Genomic DNA, 17379 nt, shown 5'->3' on the forward strand with positions numbered 1-17379 from the left:
ATGCACATGGGCACAGTCAATCGACCCAATCAGATCCTGCTCGACGTGGCGGACCTGCATGTCGCCTACGGCAAGGCCGAGGTGGTGCACGGCGCCTCCTTCCGGGTGCATGGCGGCGAGTTCGTCGTCCTGCTCGGCCGCAACGGCGCCGGCAAGAGCACGATGCTGCACGCCATCTCCGGCCTGATCCCAAAGAAGGCCGGGCGCGTCACCATGGCGGGCGCGGAGATCGGTGCGGCGACGCCGCGCGACATCGTGCGCTCCGGCGTCGTCCAGGTGCTGGAGGGGCACCGGGTGTTCGGCGGCCTGTCGGTGGAGGACAATTTGCTCCTCGGCACCTATGCGCGGGCATCGCGCGGCGACCGTTCCAAGCTCGACCGCATCTACGCCCTGTTCCCGGAGCTGGCGGAGCGCCGGACCCAGCAGGCGTCGCGCCTCAGCGGCGGCCAGCAGCAGATCCTGGCGGTCGGGCAGGGGGTGATCGGCGATCCCAAGCTGCTGATCCTGGACGAGCCGTCGGGCGGGCTGGCGCCCATCGTCATCGACCGCATCCTCGATGTCGCCAGCGACCTCTGCAAGGGCGGCATGGCGATCCTGCTGGTCGAACAGCTGGTGGAGAAGGCGCTGCGCCACGCCGACTACTGCTACCTCACGGAAACCGGGCGGATCGTCGGGGCGGGCACGCCGTCCGAAATCCAGAGCAGCGACCTGTTGCAGCGCGTCTATCTCGGCGGGGCGCACTGATCCGGGGAACGCGGTGGGGCCGGTGCCCCGCGACCGGCACTTCCGCCCCCGACAAACTGATTTTGGCCCCGCGACGCCGCCCCCTTGCCAGCGAGAGACCATCATGAAGATCACCGCCATCGAGGCGATTCCGATTGCCATACCCTACCGGCACAACGGCCCGGTCACCGGCTTCGGCGGCGCGCTGTGGACCACCGCCAACTACCTGATCCTGCGCGTCGAGACCGACGAGGGGCTGACCGGCTACGGCGAGGCCTTCGGCTACAACGTCATCCCGGTGACCAGGACCTTCATCGAACGGACCCTGGCGCCGCTCGCCATCGGCCGCGACGCGACGGACATCGCCGGGCTGATGGAGGATCTGAAGAAGACGCTCCACATCTTCGGACGCGGCGGCGTCACCCAATATGCGTTGAGCGGCCTCGACATCGCGCTGTGGGATCTCGCCGGCAAGCGGGCCGGGCAGCCGGTCTGGAAGCTGGCCGGCGGCCATGCGCGGGGGCAGGTGCCGGTCTATGCCAGCCTGATGCGGCTGACCGAGCCGGACATCGTCGCCGCGTCCTGCACCCAGGCGCTGGAGCGCGGCTATCGCGAGATCAAGCTGCACGAGAAGACGGTCGAGGCGGTCGCCGCCGCCCGCCGCACCGTCGGCGACGGCATCGAGCTGATGCTGGACGTCAACTGCGCCTGGGATGTCGGGACGGCGGTCGAGATGGCGCAGGGGCTGGCCCCCCACCGCCTGAAATGGCTGGAGGAGCCGGTCTGGCCGCCGGAGGATCTGGACGGGCTGGTCAGGACGCGCCGTGCCGCGCCGGTTCCTATCGCCACCGGCGAGAACACGCCGAACGCCTGGGCGTTCAAGCCGCTCGCCGCCTGCGAGGGGATCGACTATCTCCAGCCCAGCGTCACCAAGGTCGGCGGCATCACCGAGTTCCTGCGCGTCGGCATGCTTGCCGAACTGAACGGCCGGACGCTCGCCCCGCACTCGCCCTATTCCGGTCCCGGCTTCCTGGCGACCCTGCACATGACCGCGGTCTTCGGCGGGATCGGGGCCATCGAGCGGCTCTACATCGATCTGGACGCCCCGGTATTCGGCGAGGTCGGCCTTCCGCGCCCCGACGGCACCATCGCCATTCCCGACGGCCCCGGCCTGGGTGCCGATCCGGACCCGGACATCCTCCGCCGCTACCGGCTCGACCTCTGACCTCCGCAGGGCCAGCAACAGGGAGACACATGGTGAGCGACACCAGCCAGATCCTGGTCGATACGGCGACCAGGCTTTTCGAAGAACAGTTCACGGCCAGGCAGCGCGTGGCGGCCGAATCCGGCCAGTGGCTCGACGCGCAGTGGCAGGCGGTCGAGGATATGGGGCTTCCGCTCGCCCTGGTGCCGGAGGAGGCCGGCGGCTTCGGCCTGCCGGTGGTGGAGGCGCTGGATCTGATCCGCCTTGCCGGCGCCTTCGCGGTGCCGCTGCCGCTGGCCGAAACCATGCTGGCGAACCGCATCCTGGCGAATGCCGGGCTGGAGCTTCCCGGCGGACCGCTGACCCTGGCGCCGGTGCGTCCGGACGACCGGCTGACCCTGGCGCGGCGGGACGGCGGCTGGCTGTTGTCGGGAACGGCGCACCGGGTGCCCTGGGGCCGCGTCGCCGCCACCGTCGTGCTGACCCGCTCCCAAGATCCCTGCGACGATGCCGGCCAGGACGGACAGAGCTTCGTGGCGCTGGTGCCCGCCGGGCAGGCCGACACCGTGCCGGACGTCAATCTGGCGAAGGAGCCGCGCGACAGCCTGCGCTTCGACATGCTGCTGCCGGCGGAGAGCGTCGCCCCTGCGTCGGGCATCGGGCCGGCGGAGCTGCACGCGCTGGGCGCCGCGGTCCGCAGCATCGCGATGGCCGGGGCGCTGGGCCGCGTCCTGGCGATGACCACCGCCTATGCCAACGAGCGCAGCCAGTTCGGCCGGCCCATCGGCAAGTTCCAGGCCATCCAGCAGCATCTCGCCGTGCTGGCCGGACAGGCCGCCGCCGCCCGTGCGGCCGGCGACATCGCCGCCGAGGCGGTGGCGCAGGGCGGGGCCCTGCTGCCGATTGCGGCGGCCAAGCTCCGCTGCGGCGAGGCGGCCGGCGTCGCGGCGGCCATCGCGCATCAGGTGCACGGCGCCATGGGCTTCACCCATGAGCACAGCCTGCATTTCTTCACCAAGCGCCTGTGGTCCTGGCGCGACGAGTTCGGCGGGGACGGGGAGTGGGGCCGCCTGATCGGGCGAGAGGTGGCGCGCGCCGGGGCGGACGGGCTCTGGCCGCTCGTCACCGCTGCCTGATCCCACCGGTGTCATCGAGGAATTGACCATGGATCTGATCGCCTTTCCGCCCCCTCCCCACACGGATGTCGAGGATCTGCGCGCCGAGGTCCGCGCCTTCCTGGCGGAGGAGCTGGCCAGCCGCCGCCCGCAGGACCGCTCGCGCTCCTGGAGCGGTTTCGACGCCGACTTCAGCCGCAAGGTCGGGCAGCGCGGCTGGATCGGCATGACATGGCCGACGCGCTATGGCGGGCATGAGCGCAGCGCGCTGGAACGCTATGTCGTGCTGGAGGAGATGCTGGCCGCCGGGGCGCCGGTGGCGGCCCATTGGTTCGCCGACCGCCAGAGCGGCCCGCTGCTGCTGAAGGTCGGCACCGAGGAGCAGCGCCGGTCGATCCTGCCGCGCATCACCGCCGGCGAGTGCTTCTTCTGCATCGGCATGAGCGAGCCGGATTCCGGTTCCGACCTCGCCGCGGTGCGGACGCGCGCGGTGCCGGTCGACGGCGGCTTCGTCGTCAACGGCACCAAGCTGTGGACGACCTATGCCCACCATGCCGACTACATGATCCTGTTCTGCCGGACCGGCGGTGCCGACGACCGGCATGGCGGCACCAGCCAGTTCCTGGTCGATCTGAAGACGCCGGGCATCACCATCCGCCCCATCGCCGATCTGGCCGGCGAGCATCATTTCAACGAGGTGGTGTTCGAGGATGTCTTCCTGCCCGCGACATCCCTTCTCGGCCAGCTCGGAGACGGCTGGAACCAGGTGGTCGGAGAGCTGGCGTTCGAGCGCAGCGGGCCGGAGCGCTTCCTGTCCTCCTTCACGCTGCTGGTCGAACTGGTGCGGGCGCTCGGCCCCAGCCCGTCGGACCATGCGGCGGCGGCGGTCGGCCGCCTGACCGCCCATCTCCTGGTGCTGCGGCGCCTGTCGCGCTCGGTCGCCGGCATGTTGCAGATGGGGGAGAATCCGGCATTGCAGGCCTCCCTGGTCAAGGATCTGGGCGCGATCTTCGAACAGGAGATCCCGGACATCGCCCGCCAGCTGGTCGATGCGGAGCCGTCGCAGCAATCCACGCGGGATTTCTCCGCGGTGCTGGCCCACACGATCCTCAACGTGCCGTCCTTCTCCCTGCGCGGAGGAACCCGCGAGATCCTGCGGGGCATCATCGCCCGCGGCCTCGGCCTCCGCTAACCGGCGGCCGGAACCCGCTCACCGACATCGAAACACGAAAGGAAGGCGCGATGACGAATCTCGTGCTGGTGGACAACGACGACGGAATCGTCACGCTCACCCTGAACCTGCCGGAGCAGCGCAACCCGATCTCCGATCCGGAGATGATCGAGGCGCTGGTGGAGACGCTGAGCGGTCTCGACGCCGACATGGCGACCCGGGTGATCATCATAACGGGGGCCGGCAACGCGTTTTCGTCCGGCGGGAACGTGAAGAAGATGGGGGAAAGCGGCGGCCTCAACGACAAGGTCGCCGCCCAGACCCGCCGGAACTACAAGCTGGGTATCCAGCGCATCCCGCTGCTGCTGGAGGCGATGGAGGTTCCGGTGATCGCGGCGGTGAACGGTCCGGCCATCGGTGCCGGCTGCGACCTCGCCTGCATGTGCGACATCCGCATCGCCGGCGAGAGCGCACGCTTCGCCGAGAGCTTCGTCAAGGTCGGGATCGTCCCCGGCGACGGCGGCGCGTGGCTGCTGCCGCGGGTCGTCGGCTTTTCCAAGGCCTGCGAGATGGCGCTGACCGGCGATGTCATCGATGCGGCGGAGGCGCTCGCCTGCGGTCTGGTGTCGCGCGTCGTTCCCGACGCGGAACTGCTGCCCCAGGCGCGTGCGATGGCCGCGCGGATCGCCGTCAATCCGCCGCATGTGGTGCGCATGACGAGGCGCCTGCTGCGCGAAGGCTGGACGGTCAAGCTCGACACGCTGCTGGAGATGTCCGCCGCCATGCAGGCGCTCGCACATGCGACCGCCGACCACAAGGAAGCCATCGCCGCGATGCTGGGCAAGCGCCCGCCGAACTTCACCGGCGCCTAAGGCGGCCGGACTCTAGGGCTTTTCGATTTTCTGACTGCGTCCTGTCGTCCGTGCCGGCTAGTCCCGCGTGGCGTCGTCGCCGTCGGTGGAGGCACCGAGCCCGAGCTGGCGCATGCGTCGCCACAGCGTCGCGCGGCTGATGCCCAGTTGGCGCGCGGCGTCGGCCCGATTGCCATGGGTGCGGGACAGGGCACTTTCGATGACATCCCGTGCGTCGTTCCCGTCCCCGCCGGCTGCCCCGTGGCTGTCCCGACCGGTCGGCCTGTCCTGTGCGCGCGGTTCGAGAAACAGCTCCGGGCAGTCATGGCGCAGGATCCCGGCGGGAATGTCCTCGACGGTGCCAAATTGCAGCACGAGCATGGTCAAACGCTCGCAGATATTCTCCAGTTCGCGCACGTTGCCCGGCCACCGGTAGGTGGCGAGGCGGGATTTCAAAGGCGCGACGACGACCGACGGCGCCAGCCGGAGGCCGGTGCGCTCCAGGCAGGCGGCGACGAATCCCTCGGCCAGCACCGGCACATCCTCCACCCGGTCGCACAGCGGCGGCAGGCGCAGGCGCAGCGTGTTCAGCCGGTACAGCAGGTCGGCCCGGAACGCGCGCTGCGGCACCAGCTCCTCCAGCGGCTGATGGGTGGCCGCGATCACCCTGAGATCGACCGGCACCGGCAGGACGCTGCCCAGACGCACGATCTCGCGCTCCTGGAGCACGCGCAGCAGCCGGGTCTGCAAGGCCAGCGGCATGTCGCCGATCTCGTCCAGGAACAGCGTGCCGGTGTGCGCCGCCTCGAACAGCCCGACCTTGCCGCCCTTGCGCGCCCCGGTGAAGGCCCCCTCCTCGTGGCCGAACAGCTCCGATTCCAGCAGGGATTCGGGAAAGGCCGAGCAGTTGATCGCCACGAAGGGGCGGCCGGCACGCGGGCCGAGATTGTGGATGGCCTGGGCGAACAGCTCCTTCCCCGTCCCGCTGTCGCCGGAAATCAGCACCGTCAGGTCGCTCGCCGCGAAGCGCCGCGCGGTGGCGCGCGCCTGTTCGATGGCCGGACTGTCGCCACGGATGTCGTCGAGCGTGTAGCGGGTCGTCCGGTTGGAACGGCGCCGGGTCTGGGAGCGCAGGCTGACGTCCGCCTCGCTGATGGCGCGGGCATCATAGACCGTGATCATGGCGCCAGTGACCTGCCCATGCTCGCGGATCGGGATGCGGTTGGCGATCCAGTCGCGGCGGCGGAAGGTCAGGACGCTGCCCTTTTCCGCCTCGCCACTGCCCAGCACCCCGCGCAACGACAGTTCCGGCGCCACCTCCGCCGCGACCCGGCCCAGAATGGCGTTCGGGGGAAAGCCCAGCAGGGCCTCCATCGCCGGATTGACCGCGGTCACCCGGTCGGCCGGATCGACGGCCAGCACTGCCTCCTGGACATTCCGGAGGACGCCGTTCAACTGGCTGTAGCGGGCGTTCTCCAGCCGGGCGATGCGGGCCATTTCCAGCGCGTCGTCCAGCCCCTGCCGCACGCCCGCCACCGAATAGGCCAGGATGCCCTCCATCCCCAGCCGTTCGGTCGCCTCGACCACCACGCTCGACCCGATGATGACGGGAAAGCCGCGCTCCGCCATGCCCTTGACGCAGGCGACGGCCTCGTCCGGCGTCTCGTAGCAGCCCTGCTCCACCTCGGTCCGCAGCAGTCCCTTGATAGCGTCCAGTTCCGGGATGATGCGGCGGTGCATGACGATGCCGACCCGGTTCGACCGCTCCCGCGCCTTCAGCAGCGCCAGCAGGATGTCGTAGCCGCCGACCTTGATGGTGGCGACCGGCGACTTCACGGTGCTGCGCAGGTAGCTGGCATTGGCACCGGCGCTGACGAAGGCGTCCACCGCGCCCGACGCCTCGCGCTCCCGCGCCACCGCCAATGCCGCCTCATAGGCCTGGTCGATCACCTCGATCTCGGCACGCTGGGCGTATTCGTCCAGTACCGCACGCGCCAGCCGGGTGAGGTGGCGGTAGCTGAGAAAGCACAGCCGCAGCCGCCCGGTGTTCGGATAGCCCAGCGCCATCGGCATGGTTCCTTCCTCCCGGCAATCGCCCCTCGAAGGGGCCGGCGGTGTCGCACCGGAACCGCCGCGTTTCATCCGCGTTGCAAACAAACGTTTCATGACACGTTTCATCGCAACATGCCAGCCGCTTCATGAAACGCCCTTTCAGGTCCGGCAATTCGCCAATCCCTTGAAAAAGAAGAAGAAGCCCATCCGTCACCGGACTGGCACGGCACTTGCTGTTTGATAAACGAACAAACATTCCGCAAACGAAGCATCTGGGGCGAGGGGCATGGCACCATTGAACGGCATCCGGCTGATCGACCTGACGCACATGTTGTCCGGTCCCTACGGCACCATGCTGCTGACCGATCTGGGGGCCGAGACGATCAAGGTCGAACCGCCGGGCCGGGGCGAAGGGACGCGGCAGCTGCTGGCCGGCGATCCCGACTATTCCCGCCACGGCATGGGGGCCTATTTCCTCACGCTCAACCGGGGCAAGCGCAGCGTCTGCATCGACCTGAAAAGCGAGGAGGGGCGGGCGGTCTTCCTCGATCTGGTCCGCAAGAGCGACGTGGTGTTCGACAATTTCAGCGCCGGGGTGACGGAGCGGCTGGGCATCGATTTCGCGTCGCTGTCGGCGGTCAACCCGCGCATCGTCACCTGCTCGGTCACCGGCTTCGGCGGCGACGGCCCCGATCCGAACCGGCCCGCCTTCGATCAGGTGGTGCAGGCGATGGGCGGCGGCATGAGCATCACAGGCCTGCCCGACGGGCCGCCGCTGCGCTCCGGCATCCCCATCGGCGACCTGGGCGGCGGGCTGTTCGGCGCGCTGGGCGTGCTCGCCGCGTTGCAGGAGCGGGAGCGGACCGGCGTCGGCCGCCATGTCGACGTGTCGATGCTGGACGTGCAGATCTCGCTGCTGAACTACATGGGCACGATGCACCTGATGTCTGGCCATGTGCCGGAACGGCTCGGCAACGGCCATTTCGTCCATGTCCCCTACAACACCTTCAAGACCGCCGACGGCCACATCATCATCGCCTGCATCGGCGACGCCTTCTTCGAGCGGCTGCTGCCGGTCATTGGGCGGCCGGAGCTGGAGGCGCCGGACTACCGCCTGCAACCCGGCCGCTACGCCGACAAGGAGCGGATCGAGCGGATCGTCGGGGAGGAACTGGTCAAGGACAGCTCCGCCAACTGGCTCGCCCGGCTGCGCGAGGCGCGGGTGCCCTGCGGCCCGGTCAACGACTTCGCCCAGGCGATGTCCGATCCGCAGGTGGTCGCCCGCGACATGGTGGTCGAGGTGCCGCTGTCGCAGGGCGGCACGGTGCGGATGCCGGGCAACCCGATCAAGCTGTCAGGCGGCAAACAGTCCGGCCGCAAGCCCGGCCGCTTCACCGCCCCGCCGGAGCTGGGCCACGACACCGACGAGGTTCTGGAGACGCTGCTGGGCTACGGGCCCGAGCGCATCGGCGAACTGCGCCGCGCCGGCCGGGTGGGGTGAGCCATGGACCGCCTGCTGTTGACCGAGGTCGCCCCGCGCGACGGACTGCAGAACCAGCCGACCTTCGTTCCCACCGCCGGCAAGCTTGAGCTGATCCGGCGGCTGGCCGAGGCCGGGCTGACGCGGATCGAGGCCGCCAGCTTCGCCTCGCCCAAGGCGGTGCCACAGATGGCCGATGCCGAGGAGATCGTCGCCGGAACCCGCTCGCTGCCGGGGGTCGAGGTTTCCGCCCTTGCCATGAACGGCCGCGGGCTGGACCGGGCGCTGGCCTGCGGAACGCCGCAGATCGCCACCGTGGTGGCCGCGACGGAGGAGATGAACCGGCGCAACATCAACATGACGCTGGACCGGGCCGCCGCCGCCGCCGAGGAGGTGATCGGCCGCGCCCTGGAGGCGGGTATCGCCGTGCGCGCCTATGTCGCCGTCGCCTTCGAATGCCCGTTCGAAGGGCCGGTGGAGCCGGCCGCCGTCGTCCGGCTGGCGGAACGCTTCGCCGCCATCGGTGCCGGCGAGGTGGTGATCGCCGACACCATCGGCGCCGCCGCTCCCGGCCAGGTGACCGCCCTGCTGCAAGCGCTGCTTCCCAGCCTGCCGGCGGAGCGGATCGGCATGCATTTCCACGACACGCGCGGCTTCGGCATCGCCAACGCCCATGCCGCCATCGAGGCGGGCATCCGCCGGCTCGACGCCAGTGCCGGCGGGATCGGCGGCTGCCCCTTCGCCCCCGGCGCCGCCGGCAACCTCGCCACCGAGGATGTCGTGCTGCTGGCCGAGAAATCCGGCCTCGCCACCGGCGTCGATCTGCCCACCCTGATCGACGCGGTCGATGTCGCCGGACGCCTGCTGGGCCGGCCGCTGGGCGGACGGGCCATGCCCTGGCTGAGACGCAGCCACGCGCAGCCCGCCGGAGTTCCCGGTTGAGTGCATACCAGAATATTCGACATCATTTTGGCTGCCGATAATTAAGACACAAAAGGGAATAAAGTCCTCAACGATCCAATGAAAAACAGGGAGGAGCTTGGTCATGAGTTTGACAACCGGCATGGACCGACCGGCCGCCGCACTGGTGGCACGGGCCGCCGCCTCCACCGTGGGAAGCCTGTTCCTTTCCACCGCGCGGCTTTATCCGCACCGCATCGCCATCGAGGATGACGGCCAGGACGAGGTCCGCATCCTGACCTTCGCCCAACTGGCCGAACGGGTGAACCGCAGCGCCTCGGCGCTGGCGGCGCTGGGGGTGACGCGCGGCGCCCGTGTCGCCGTGCTGTCGGAGAACCGGCTGGAATACATCGAGACTCAGCTCGCCTGCGCCCTGCTGGGAGCGATCACCGCCTGCCAGAACTGGCGTCTCAGCCCGCGCGAGTTGGAGCACTGCATCGGCCTCGTCGCGCCGATGGCGATCCTGGTCTCGCCCCGCCATACGGGCATCCTGTCGGACACCGCCACCGCCGGGATTCCGGTGATCGAATTCGGCGCGGAGTGGGAGCGCCGCCTTGCCGCCGCCGCCGCCGACACGCCGCCGGACATCGCCGAGCCGGAGGATCCCCTGCTGATCCTCTACACCAGCGGCACCACCGGCCTGCCCAAGGGGGCGGTGCTGACCCATCGCAGCCAGCTGGCCCGCATGACGGCGGCGCCGTTCGATTTGGGGGTGCGGCCGGGCAACACCAACCTGTGCTGGCCGCCGCTCTACCACATGGGCGGCACCGAGCCGGCGCACTATGCCCTGCTGACCGGCGGGCGGGTGATCGTGCTCGACGCCTTCGATCCCGACCGGATCGCCGACAAGATCGAGACCGAGCGGTTCGAATGGGTGTCGATCATGCCGGGCACGCTTGGCCGGATGATCGAGGTGCTGGAACGGCGCAACGTCAGGCCGCTCGGCCTGCGCACCTGCGGGGTGATGGCCGACCTGTCGCCGCCCGCCGAGGTGGCGCGGCTGAGCGAATTGCTGGGCGCCGACTTCCTCAACTGCTTCGGATCGACCGAGACCGGCACCCCGCCGCTGTCCGGCCGCCAGCTTCCCCGCGGCGCCACCGGCGACCTCGGCAAGGCGCCGAGCGTCGGGGCGGAAATCCGGCTGGTCGACCCGGACGACAATGACGTACCCGACGGCGGCATCGGCGAACTCGCCATGCGCGGCCCGACGCTGTTCAGCGGCTATTGGAACAACGAGGCGGCGACCCGGCAGGACTTCCGCAACGGCTGGTTCCACATGGGCGACCTGCTCCGCCGCCGGCCGGACGGGCTCTACGATTTCGTCGACCGCGCCAAGTACCTGATCAAGTCGGGCGGCGAGAACATCTACCCGGCGGAGATCGAGCGCGTGCTGGTCGGCCATCCCGACGTGCGCGATGCCGTGGTGGTGCGTCGGAAGGATGCCCGCTGGGGCGAAATCCCGGTGGCGGTGGTGGTGTCCGCCAACCCCCGCCTGGAGGCCGCCGAGCTGTCCGCCCTGTGCCGGCGGGAGCTGGCCGGATTCAAGCAACCCAAGGCCATCCACTTCGTGCCGCCCGAGCGCATCGTCCGCTCCACCACCGGCAAGGTGCAGCGTGGCGCCATCGAAAGCTGGGTCGAGAGTTGGGCCGATAGCCAGACGGTGGAGCCATCATGAGCGACAGCCTGTCCACCTATGCCGCCGCCGCCACCGACGATGATGCCGCCGAACTCGACGCGCTGGTCCGCACCGTGAGCGGTTTCGTCCACACCTCCCTGCGGCCGCACGAGGAGGCGGTGGACCGCGCCGACGACGTCGATCCCGGCCTGATGCGCGACCTGCGCCGGTCGGCCGCCGATCTCGGCATCTACGGCTACAACATGCCGGAGGAGATCGGCGGGCCGGGGTTGAGCCGGGTCGCCATCTCGGCCATCGACGAGGCGACCGGCCACACCAGCATGCCGCTGGCCGAGGCCTGCGGCCATCTGCCGGGATCGCTGCTGTTCGCCGACGCGGCCCAGCGCGACTGGTTCGTCGGGCCGCTGATGCGCGGCGAGCGCACCGTCGCCTATGCCCTGACCGAACCGGACGCCGGGTCCGACCTGAACGCGCTCAGGACGCGGGCGCGGCGGACAGACGGCGGCTGGCGGCTGTCGGGCGCCAAGACCTTCATCTCGCACGCGGAGACCGCCGACCACACCATCGTGCTGGCGGTGACCGAACGCGACGCGCCGCTGAAGGGGCGGCTGACCACCTTGATCGTGCCGCGCGGGGCGCGGGGCTTCACCATTGAGCGCCGGTTCCGCAAGCTGGGCTGGCACGGCTACCACCTCTCGGCGCTCAGCTTCGACGACTGCTTCGTGCCGGACGACCATGTGCTGGGCGCGCCCGGCGCCGGCTTCGGCGTGATGATGGCGACCATCAACAACGACCGGCTGTTCGTGTCCTGCCGCTGCGTCGGCATGGCCCAGCGGCTGATCGATCTGGCGGTGCCGTACGCCCGCGACCGCACCACCTTCGGGCGGCGGCTGGCCGACCATCAGGCCATCGCCTTCATGCTGGCGGACTGCGACGTGGAGATCGACGCCGGCCGGCTGCTCTGCGCCAAGGCGGCGCGCCTGTCGGACCAGCAACATCCCGACGCCCGCATCGCCGCCTCGCGCGCCAAGCTCTACTGCACCGAGATGGTCGGGCGGGTGGCCGACCGGGTCCTCCAGATCTTCGGCGGGGCCGGCTTCATGGCCGACCTGCCGGTGGAGCGCATCTATCGCGACGCGCGCGGCTTCCGCATCGGCGAGGGCACCTCGGAGATGCAGCGGCTCCAGATCGCGCGCAGCCTGATCGACCGGATGTGAGGACAATCGCGGATGGAAACCACGCTTCTGGCCCAATCCCTGCTGCTGGCCCTGACCACCGCCGGGCTCTACGCCGCCATCGCCTCCGGCCTTACCCTGGAATTCGGCGTCACCGGCATCATCAATTTCGCCCATGGCGAGTTCGTCATGCTGGGCGCCTTCCTGACCTATTTCCTGTACGAGACGGCGGGCGTGCCGCCGCTGGCCGGCATGCTGCTCGCCGGTCTGGCGATGACGGCGCTGTCCTGGCTGGTCTTCGACGGCTTCCTGTCGAGGGTGCTGAAACAGGACGAGCACAACCAGATCCTCGCCACCATCGGGCTATCGATCCTGCTGATCAATCTGGCGATGATCGCCTGGACGCCGGATGCCCGCGTGATGCACGCCCCGCCCCTCCTGCCGGCGTTGCAGCTCGGCGACGTCATCGTTCCCGGCAACAATCTGGTCGTGCTGCTGGTCGGCATCGCGCTCTATGCCGGGATGATCTGGTTCATGCGGCACACCCGCCAGGGGCTGCTGCTGCGTCTGGCCGCCGATGACCCGCAGCTGGCGGTTCTGGCCGGGGTGGACGTGACGCGGATGTTCCGCCTGTCCTTCCTGATCGGCGGGCTGACGGCCGGCGTCAGCGGCGGTCTGGTGGCGCTGATCCTCTATGTCCAGCCGCTGGTCGGCGTCGATCTGGTGATGCGTGCCTTCGCCATCGTGGCGCTGGGCGGGCTGGGCAGCATCGGCGGCGCGCTGATCGGCGCGGTGCTGCTGTCGGCGGCGGAGAACCTGACCGCCACCTTCGTGCCGGGCGGGGGAAGCTGGGGCTACGGCGTCGCCTTCGTCATCATCGTCCTGGTGCTGGTCGTGCGGCCCACCGGCCTGTTCGGATCGGAGCGGCGCGCATGAAGACCGGATTGACGCGGCTCCTCCCCTATATCCTCATCCTCCTGGTCACGCTGGCGCTGGTCTGGATCGACAAGCCCTTCTGGATCCAGCTCGCCATCGGCGTCGCCATCACCGCGATCACGGCGCTTGCCTGGGACATCCTGTCGCGCACCGGGCAGGTGTCGCTGGGCTCGGCGGCCTTCTTCGGCATCGGGGCCTACACCCTGGCGATCTCCGAACCGCTGATCGGGCTGACGCTGGCCTGGATCGCGGTCGTGGTGGTCTGCGCGCTGGCGGCGACCCTGCTCGGCCTGCTGACCCTGCGGCTGCGGCGGATGTATTTCGCCATCGCCACGCTGGGCTTCGCCCTGTCGATGCAGGTGTTGGTCGTGGTCTTCCCCGACTGGACCGGCGGCTCGGGCGGCATCGCCCCGCCGGTGCTGGCGGACGGCGATCCACGCTGGCAGCTCGGGTCGATCGGGCTTCTGCTGCTGGCGGCGGTGGCGCTGTCGGACGCGCTGCTCGGCCTGCGCTTCCGCCCGGCCTTCTTCATGATCCGCACCAAGCCGGAACTGGCCGCGGCCAGCGGCGTGCCGGTGGTCCGCATGAAGATCTTCGCCTTCATCGTCTCGGGCGTGCTGATCGGTCTGGCCGGCGCCTGCTACGGCGGCCTCTACGGCTATGTCGTGCCGACCGACGTCTTCACCACCAACTGGAGCGTGCTGCCGCTGGCCATCGCCACGCTGGGCGGCATGGACACCACCATCGGCCCGCTGCTGGGCGCCATCGCGCTGAAGGCGCTGGAGGAGGTGGCCCGCTCCGTCATCGGCGGCACCGGCTATCAGGTGGTCTACGGCGCCGTGATCATCCTGTTCGTCATCGGCATGCCGCAGGGGATCGTCGGCCTGCTGCGCAAGGCCGCAACGCTGGCCGGACGCCGCACCGCGGCCGGCGAGAAGAAGAAGGAGCGGGAACGCCATGCCTGACACAGCTTCTCCCGATCCCGCCCGGCGGTCTGCGCAGCCATCCGGCGGCGCGATCCTGGCGGTCGAGGATCTGACCGTGGCCTTCGGCGGCCTGAAGGCGCTCGACGGCGTGTCGCTGTCCATCGCGGCAGGCGAGATCACCGGCCTGATCGGCCCCAACGGCTCGGGCAAGAGCACGCTGGTCAACACCGTGTCGGGCCAGCTTCCCGTCCGCGGCGGACGCATCCGCCTGCATGGCGGCGACGTGACCGGGCGGCGCCCCGACCGGATCGTCCGCGCCGGGATGGCCCGCACCTACCAGATCCCGCGCGTTCCTCCCACCCTGACCGTCGAGGAGGTGCTGTCGGTTCCCCTGCTCTATGCCGGGCGCGACCGCCACCGGCTGCCGGGGCTGGGCGACGCCGCCGCCATCGCCGCCTTCTGCGGGCTGGGTCCGCTGTTCCGCCGCTTCTGCGGCGACCTGTCGGTGACCGATCTGCGGCGGCTGGAAATCGCCCGCGCGCTGGCCTGCGCGCCGGACCTGCTGCTGCTGGACGAGGCGATGGCCGGCCTGTCGCATGAGGATTCGGTGGAGGTGATGGGCCTCATCCGCAATGTCCACGAACAGGGGATCAGCATCGTGATCATCGAGCATCTGATGCGCGTCATCACCACCCTGTGCCACCGCGTCGTGGTGCTGAACAACGGCCGTCTGCTCGCCGAAGGGGCGCCGGCCACGGTGCTCGCCGACCAGGCGGTGCGGGAGGCTTATCTGGGCAAGGGATTCGCCTCATGAGCCGCTTCGTCGGACGGATCGGCGGCGCCTCCTACGACCGCCTGCGCGTCCTCCACCAGCTCGACATCGCGGTGGAGAGCGGGCACATGCTCGTCATCCTCGGCTCCAACGGCGCCGGCAAGACCACGGCGCTGCGGGCGCTCGCCGGCACCGTCGCCACCAGCGGCCGCCATCTGGCGCTGGACGGCGAGGACCTGAGCGGCTGCGCGCCCTGGCAGCTTCCGGCCCATGGCGTGGTGCTGGTCCCGGACGGGGCGCGCTGCTTCCCGAACCTGAGCGTCGAGGACAATCTGCTGGGCGCCCACGGCGCTGCGGCAGGTCGGCGGCGGCAGGCGCCCTACGGGCAGCTGCGCGACATGGTGTGCGGCTATTTCCCGATCCTGCGCGACCGCAGCCGCCAGATCGCCGGAACCATGAGCGGCGGCCAGCGCCAGATGTTGGCGATCGGCCGCGCCCTGATGGCCGAGCCGTCGGCCCTGATCCTGGACGAGCCCTCGGCCGGGCTGGCCCCGATCATCGTCGAGGAGCTGTTCGTGACGCTTGCCAAGATCAAGCGCGAGACCGGCTGCGCCATCGTCATGGCCGAACAGAATGTCGGCTACGCCACCCACATCGCCGACCATTGCGTCGTGCTGGAGGAGGGGCGGACCGCCCTCTCCGGACCGATGGCAGAGGTCGTCACCCATGAAAAGCTGCGCAGCGCCTATCTGGGCATCTGACGCAGCGGAAACGGAGGACACCCCATGCCGGCAGTCGGTTCCGACGTCGTCATCGCGGGCATCGGCGAAACCCCCGTCGGTCGCCTGCCCGGCTGGTCGCCGGTCGAAATCCAGGCGGCGGCGGTTCTCGCGGCGCTGCGCGACGCGGGCTTCGCCCTGTCCGATCTCGACGGGCTGATCAACCTCGATCCCTACGCCACCCCGAACAGCATGTTCTCGTCCACGCTGGCCGAGCATCTGGGCGTGGCGCCGCGTTTCGCCTGCACGGTCGACGTCGGCGGCACCGTCACCGGCATGACCATGCTGCAGCAGGCGGTCTGGGCCATCGAAAGCGGCTATTGCGACGTGGCCGCCTGCGTCTATGGCGAGAACGCCCTGACCGGCCGCCCAGTCGGCGCCCAGGGTCTGCACATGCACAACCTGCTGGGCGGGGAGGAGTGGGAAGAGCCGTTCGGCCTGCACGGCATGGTCATCCCCTACGCCCTGCTCGCCCAGCGCTATCTCGACCTCTACGGCGCCACCGACGCCGATCTGGCGGCGGTCGCCCTGGTCACCCGCCGCCACGCCCTGCTGAACGACAACGCGCAGATGCGCAAGCCGATGACGCTGGAGGATTACCGGGCCAGCCGCCTGATCAGCAGCCCGCTGCGCCTGTTCGACTGTTCGCTGGTGTCGGACGGCGGCGGCGCGCTGGTTCTGACGCGGGCCGGACGGGCACCGCAGGGCCGCGGCCGTGGCGTCGCCATCCGCGCCATCGGCATGAAGACCACCCACAACTCGGTGGCCCTGATGCCGGACATTCCCGGACTGGGGATGGCCGCCGCCGGTGCCGACGCCTATGAGGCGGCCGGGCTGGGGCCGGAGGACATCCAGATCGCCAACCTGCACGACGCCTTCACCATCTCGGTCCTGGTGTCGCTTGAGGCGCTGGGATTCGCCCGGCCGGGAGAGGGCGGGGCGCTGGTCCGGTCGGGCGCCATGGATCTCGGCGGCCGCTGGCCGCTGAACCCGCATGGCGGCCTGCTGTCCCAGGCCCACATCGGCGGGATGCTCCACATCACCGAGGCGGTGCGCCAGCTGCGCGGCGAGGCCGGGCGGCGGCAGGTGGAGGGCGCGCGCCGGGCGCTGGTCAGCGGCAACGGCGGCATCTTCTCGGTTTGCGGCGCCATGATTCTGGAGAAACCCTGATGCTGGATCTGCTCGCCACCCCGCCGAACCCGACGGGGGCCAGCGCCCCCTTCTGGGACGCCTGCGACCGGGGAGAGCTGCTGTTTCCCAAATGCGGACGCTGCGGCCATCTCTTCTACTACCCGCGCCGGCACTGTCCGCTCTGCGGTGACCCCGGCCTCGGCTGGCAGCGGATGTCGGGCCGGGGCACCGTCTTCTCGCACAGCCATGTCCATGTCGCCTTCCAGGGCGGGGCGTGGGACGGCCAGCTTCCCTACACGGTGGTGCTGGTCGATCTGGCCGAAGGCCCGCGGATGCTGAGCCGGCTGATCGGCGGCGATGCCGCGGCCGTGCAGGGCGGCGATGCCGTGTCCATCGTCTTTCCCCAGATCGGCGGGCGCCGATACCCCTTCTTCGAACGCGCCGCCGCCGGCTGAACCGGCGGAGACC

16 protein-coding genes are annotated in these 17379 nt (G+C 70.0%); 15 read left to right on the forward strand and 1 reads right to left on the reverse strand.

Annotated features, from left to right (window positions below; translation table 11 throughout):
• The 5 genes from ABNQ39_RS34180 to ABNQ39_RS34200 all read left to right on the forward strand — a co-directional run bounded on the left by ABNQ39_RS34180 (position 1) and on the right by ABNQ39_RS34200 (position 5085).
• The gene (locus ABNQ39_RS34180; protein WP_376966892.1) at positions 1–744 is read left to right on the forward strand and encodes an ABC transporter ATP-binding protein; all 744 of its coding nucleotides are present in this window, start codon (positions 1–3) and stop codon (positions 742–744) included.
• Positions 745–847: 103 nt separating this feature from the next.
• Positions 848–1948, forward strand: coding sequence for a mandelate racemase/muconate lactonizing enzyme family protein (locus ABNQ39_RS34185; RefSeq protein WP_376966894.1), 1101 nt, complete (start codon positions 848–850; stop codon positions 1946–1948).
• A 29-nt stretch (positions 1949–1977) separates the two neighbouring features.
• Positions 1978–3063, forward strand: a complete 1086-nt coding sequence (locus ABNQ39_RS34190) for an acyl-CoA dehydrogenase family protein (RefSeq protein WP_376966896.1) — start codon at positions 1978–1980, stop codon at positions 3061–3063.
• Positions 3064–3091: 28 nt separating this feature from the next.
• The gene (locus ABNQ39_RS34195; RefSeq protein WP_376966898.1) at positions 3092–4234 is read left to right on the forward strand and encodes an acyl-CoA dehydrogenase family protein; all 1143 of its coding nucleotides are present in this window, start codon (positions 3092–3094) and stop codon (positions 4232–4234) included.
• A 50-nt stretch (positions 4235–4284) separates the two neighbouring features.
• Entirely contained in the window at positions 4285–5085 is an 801-nt protein-coding gene (locus ABNQ39_RS34200; RefSeq protein WP_376966900.1) for a crotonase/enoyl-CoA hydratase family protein, read from the forward strand.
• Positions 5086–5142: 57 nt separating this feature from the next.
• On the opposite strand, the gene prpR is transcribed toward ABNQ39_RS34200, so the two are convergent.
• A complete protein-coding gene (gene prpR, locus ABNQ39_RS34205) occupies positions 5143–7137 on the reverse strand; it encodes a propionate catabolism operon regulatory protein PrpR (RefSeq protein WP_376966902.1) in 1995 nt (664 codons plus the stop codon).
• A 265-nt stretch (positions 7138–7402) separates the two neighbouring features.
• Between prpR and ABNQ39_RS34210 the strand changes: the two genes are divergently transcribed.
• From ABNQ39_RS34210 to ABNQ39_RS34255, 10 genes are all read left to right on the forward strand, one after another.
• Positions 7403–8617, forward strand: coding sequence for a CaiB/BaiF CoA transferase family protein (locus ABNQ39_RS34210; RefSeq protein WP_376966904.1), 1215 nt, complete (start codon positions 7403–7405; stop codon positions 8615–8617).
• Positions 8618–8620: 3 nt separating this feature from the next.
• Complete coding sequence (locus tag ABNQ39_RS34215) at positions 8621–9538, forward strand: hydroxymethylglutaryl-CoA lyase (RefSeq protein WP_376966906.1); 918 nt, start codon at positions 8621–8623, stop codon at positions 9536–9538.
• Positions 9539–9641: 103 nt separating this feature from the next.
• Complete coding sequence (locus tag ABNQ39_RS34220) at positions 9642–11231, forward strand: class I adenylate-forming enzyme family protein (RefSeq protein ID WP_376966908.1); 1590 nt, start codon at positions 9642–9644, stop codon at positions 11229–11231.
• Entirely contained in the window at positions 11228–12409 is a 1182-nt protein-coding gene (locus ABNQ39_RS34225) for an acyl-CoA dehydrogenase family protein (protein WP_376966910.1), read from the forward strand. Before ABNQ39_RS34220 ends, ABNQ39_RS34225 begins: the two co-directional genes overlap by 4 nt.
• Positions 12410–12421: 12 nt before the next feature.
• Positions 12422–13303 carry a branched-chain amino acid ABC transporter permease gene (locus tag ABNQ39_RS34230; RefSeq protein ID WP_376966912.1) on the forward strand — a complete coding sequence of 294 codons (882 nt, stop codon included), beginning with the start codon at positions 12422–12424 and terminating at the stop codon, positions 13301–13303.
• Positions 13300–14268, forward strand: coding sequence for a branched-chain amino acid ABC transporter permease (locus ABNQ39_RS34235; protein WP_376966914.1), 969 nt, complete (start codon positions 13300–13302; stop codon positions 14266–14268). The genes ABNQ39_RS34230 and ABNQ39_RS34235 overlap by 4 nt, the downstream gene beginning before the upstream one ends.
• The gene (locus ABNQ39_RS34240) at positions 14261–15043 is read left to right on the forward strand and encodes an ABC transporter ATP-binding protein (protein WP_376966916.1); all 783 of its coding nucleotides are present in this window, start codon (positions 14261–14263) and stop codon (positions 15041–15043) included. Before ABNQ39_RS34235 ends, ABNQ39_RS34240 begins: the two co-directional genes overlap by 8 nt.
• Complete coding sequence (locus ABNQ39_RS34245) at positions 15040–15762, forward strand: ABC transporter ATP-binding protein (RefSeq protein ID WP_098734966.1); 723 nt, start codon at positions 15040–15042, stop codon at positions 15760–15762. The genes ABNQ39_RS34240 and ABNQ39_RS34245 overlap by 4 nt, the downstream gene beginning before the upstream one ends.
• A 24-nt stretch (positions 15763–15786) precedes the next feature.
• Complete coding sequence (locus ABNQ39_RS34250) at positions 15787–16950, forward strand: thiolase family protein (RefSeq protein WP_376966918.1); 1164 nt, start codon at positions 15787–15789, stop codon at positions 16948–16950.
• Positions 16950–17366 carry a Zn-ribbon domain-containing OB-fold protein gene (locus ABNQ39_RS34255; RefSeq protein WP_376966920.1) on the forward strand — a complete coding sequence of 139 codons (417 nt, stop codon included), beginning with the start codon at positions 16950–16952 and terminating at the stop codon, positions 17364–17366. The genes ABNQ39_RS34250 and ABNQ39_RS34255 overlap by 1 nt, the downstream gene beginning before the upstream one ends.
• Positions 17367–17379 lie beyond the last annotated feature (13 nt).

The sequence above is a fragment of the Azospirillum sp. A26 genome (assembly GCF_042604635.1).
Lineage (GTDB): Bacteria > Pseudomonadota > Alphaproteobacteria > Azospirillales > Azospirillaceae > Azospirillum > Azospirillum palustre.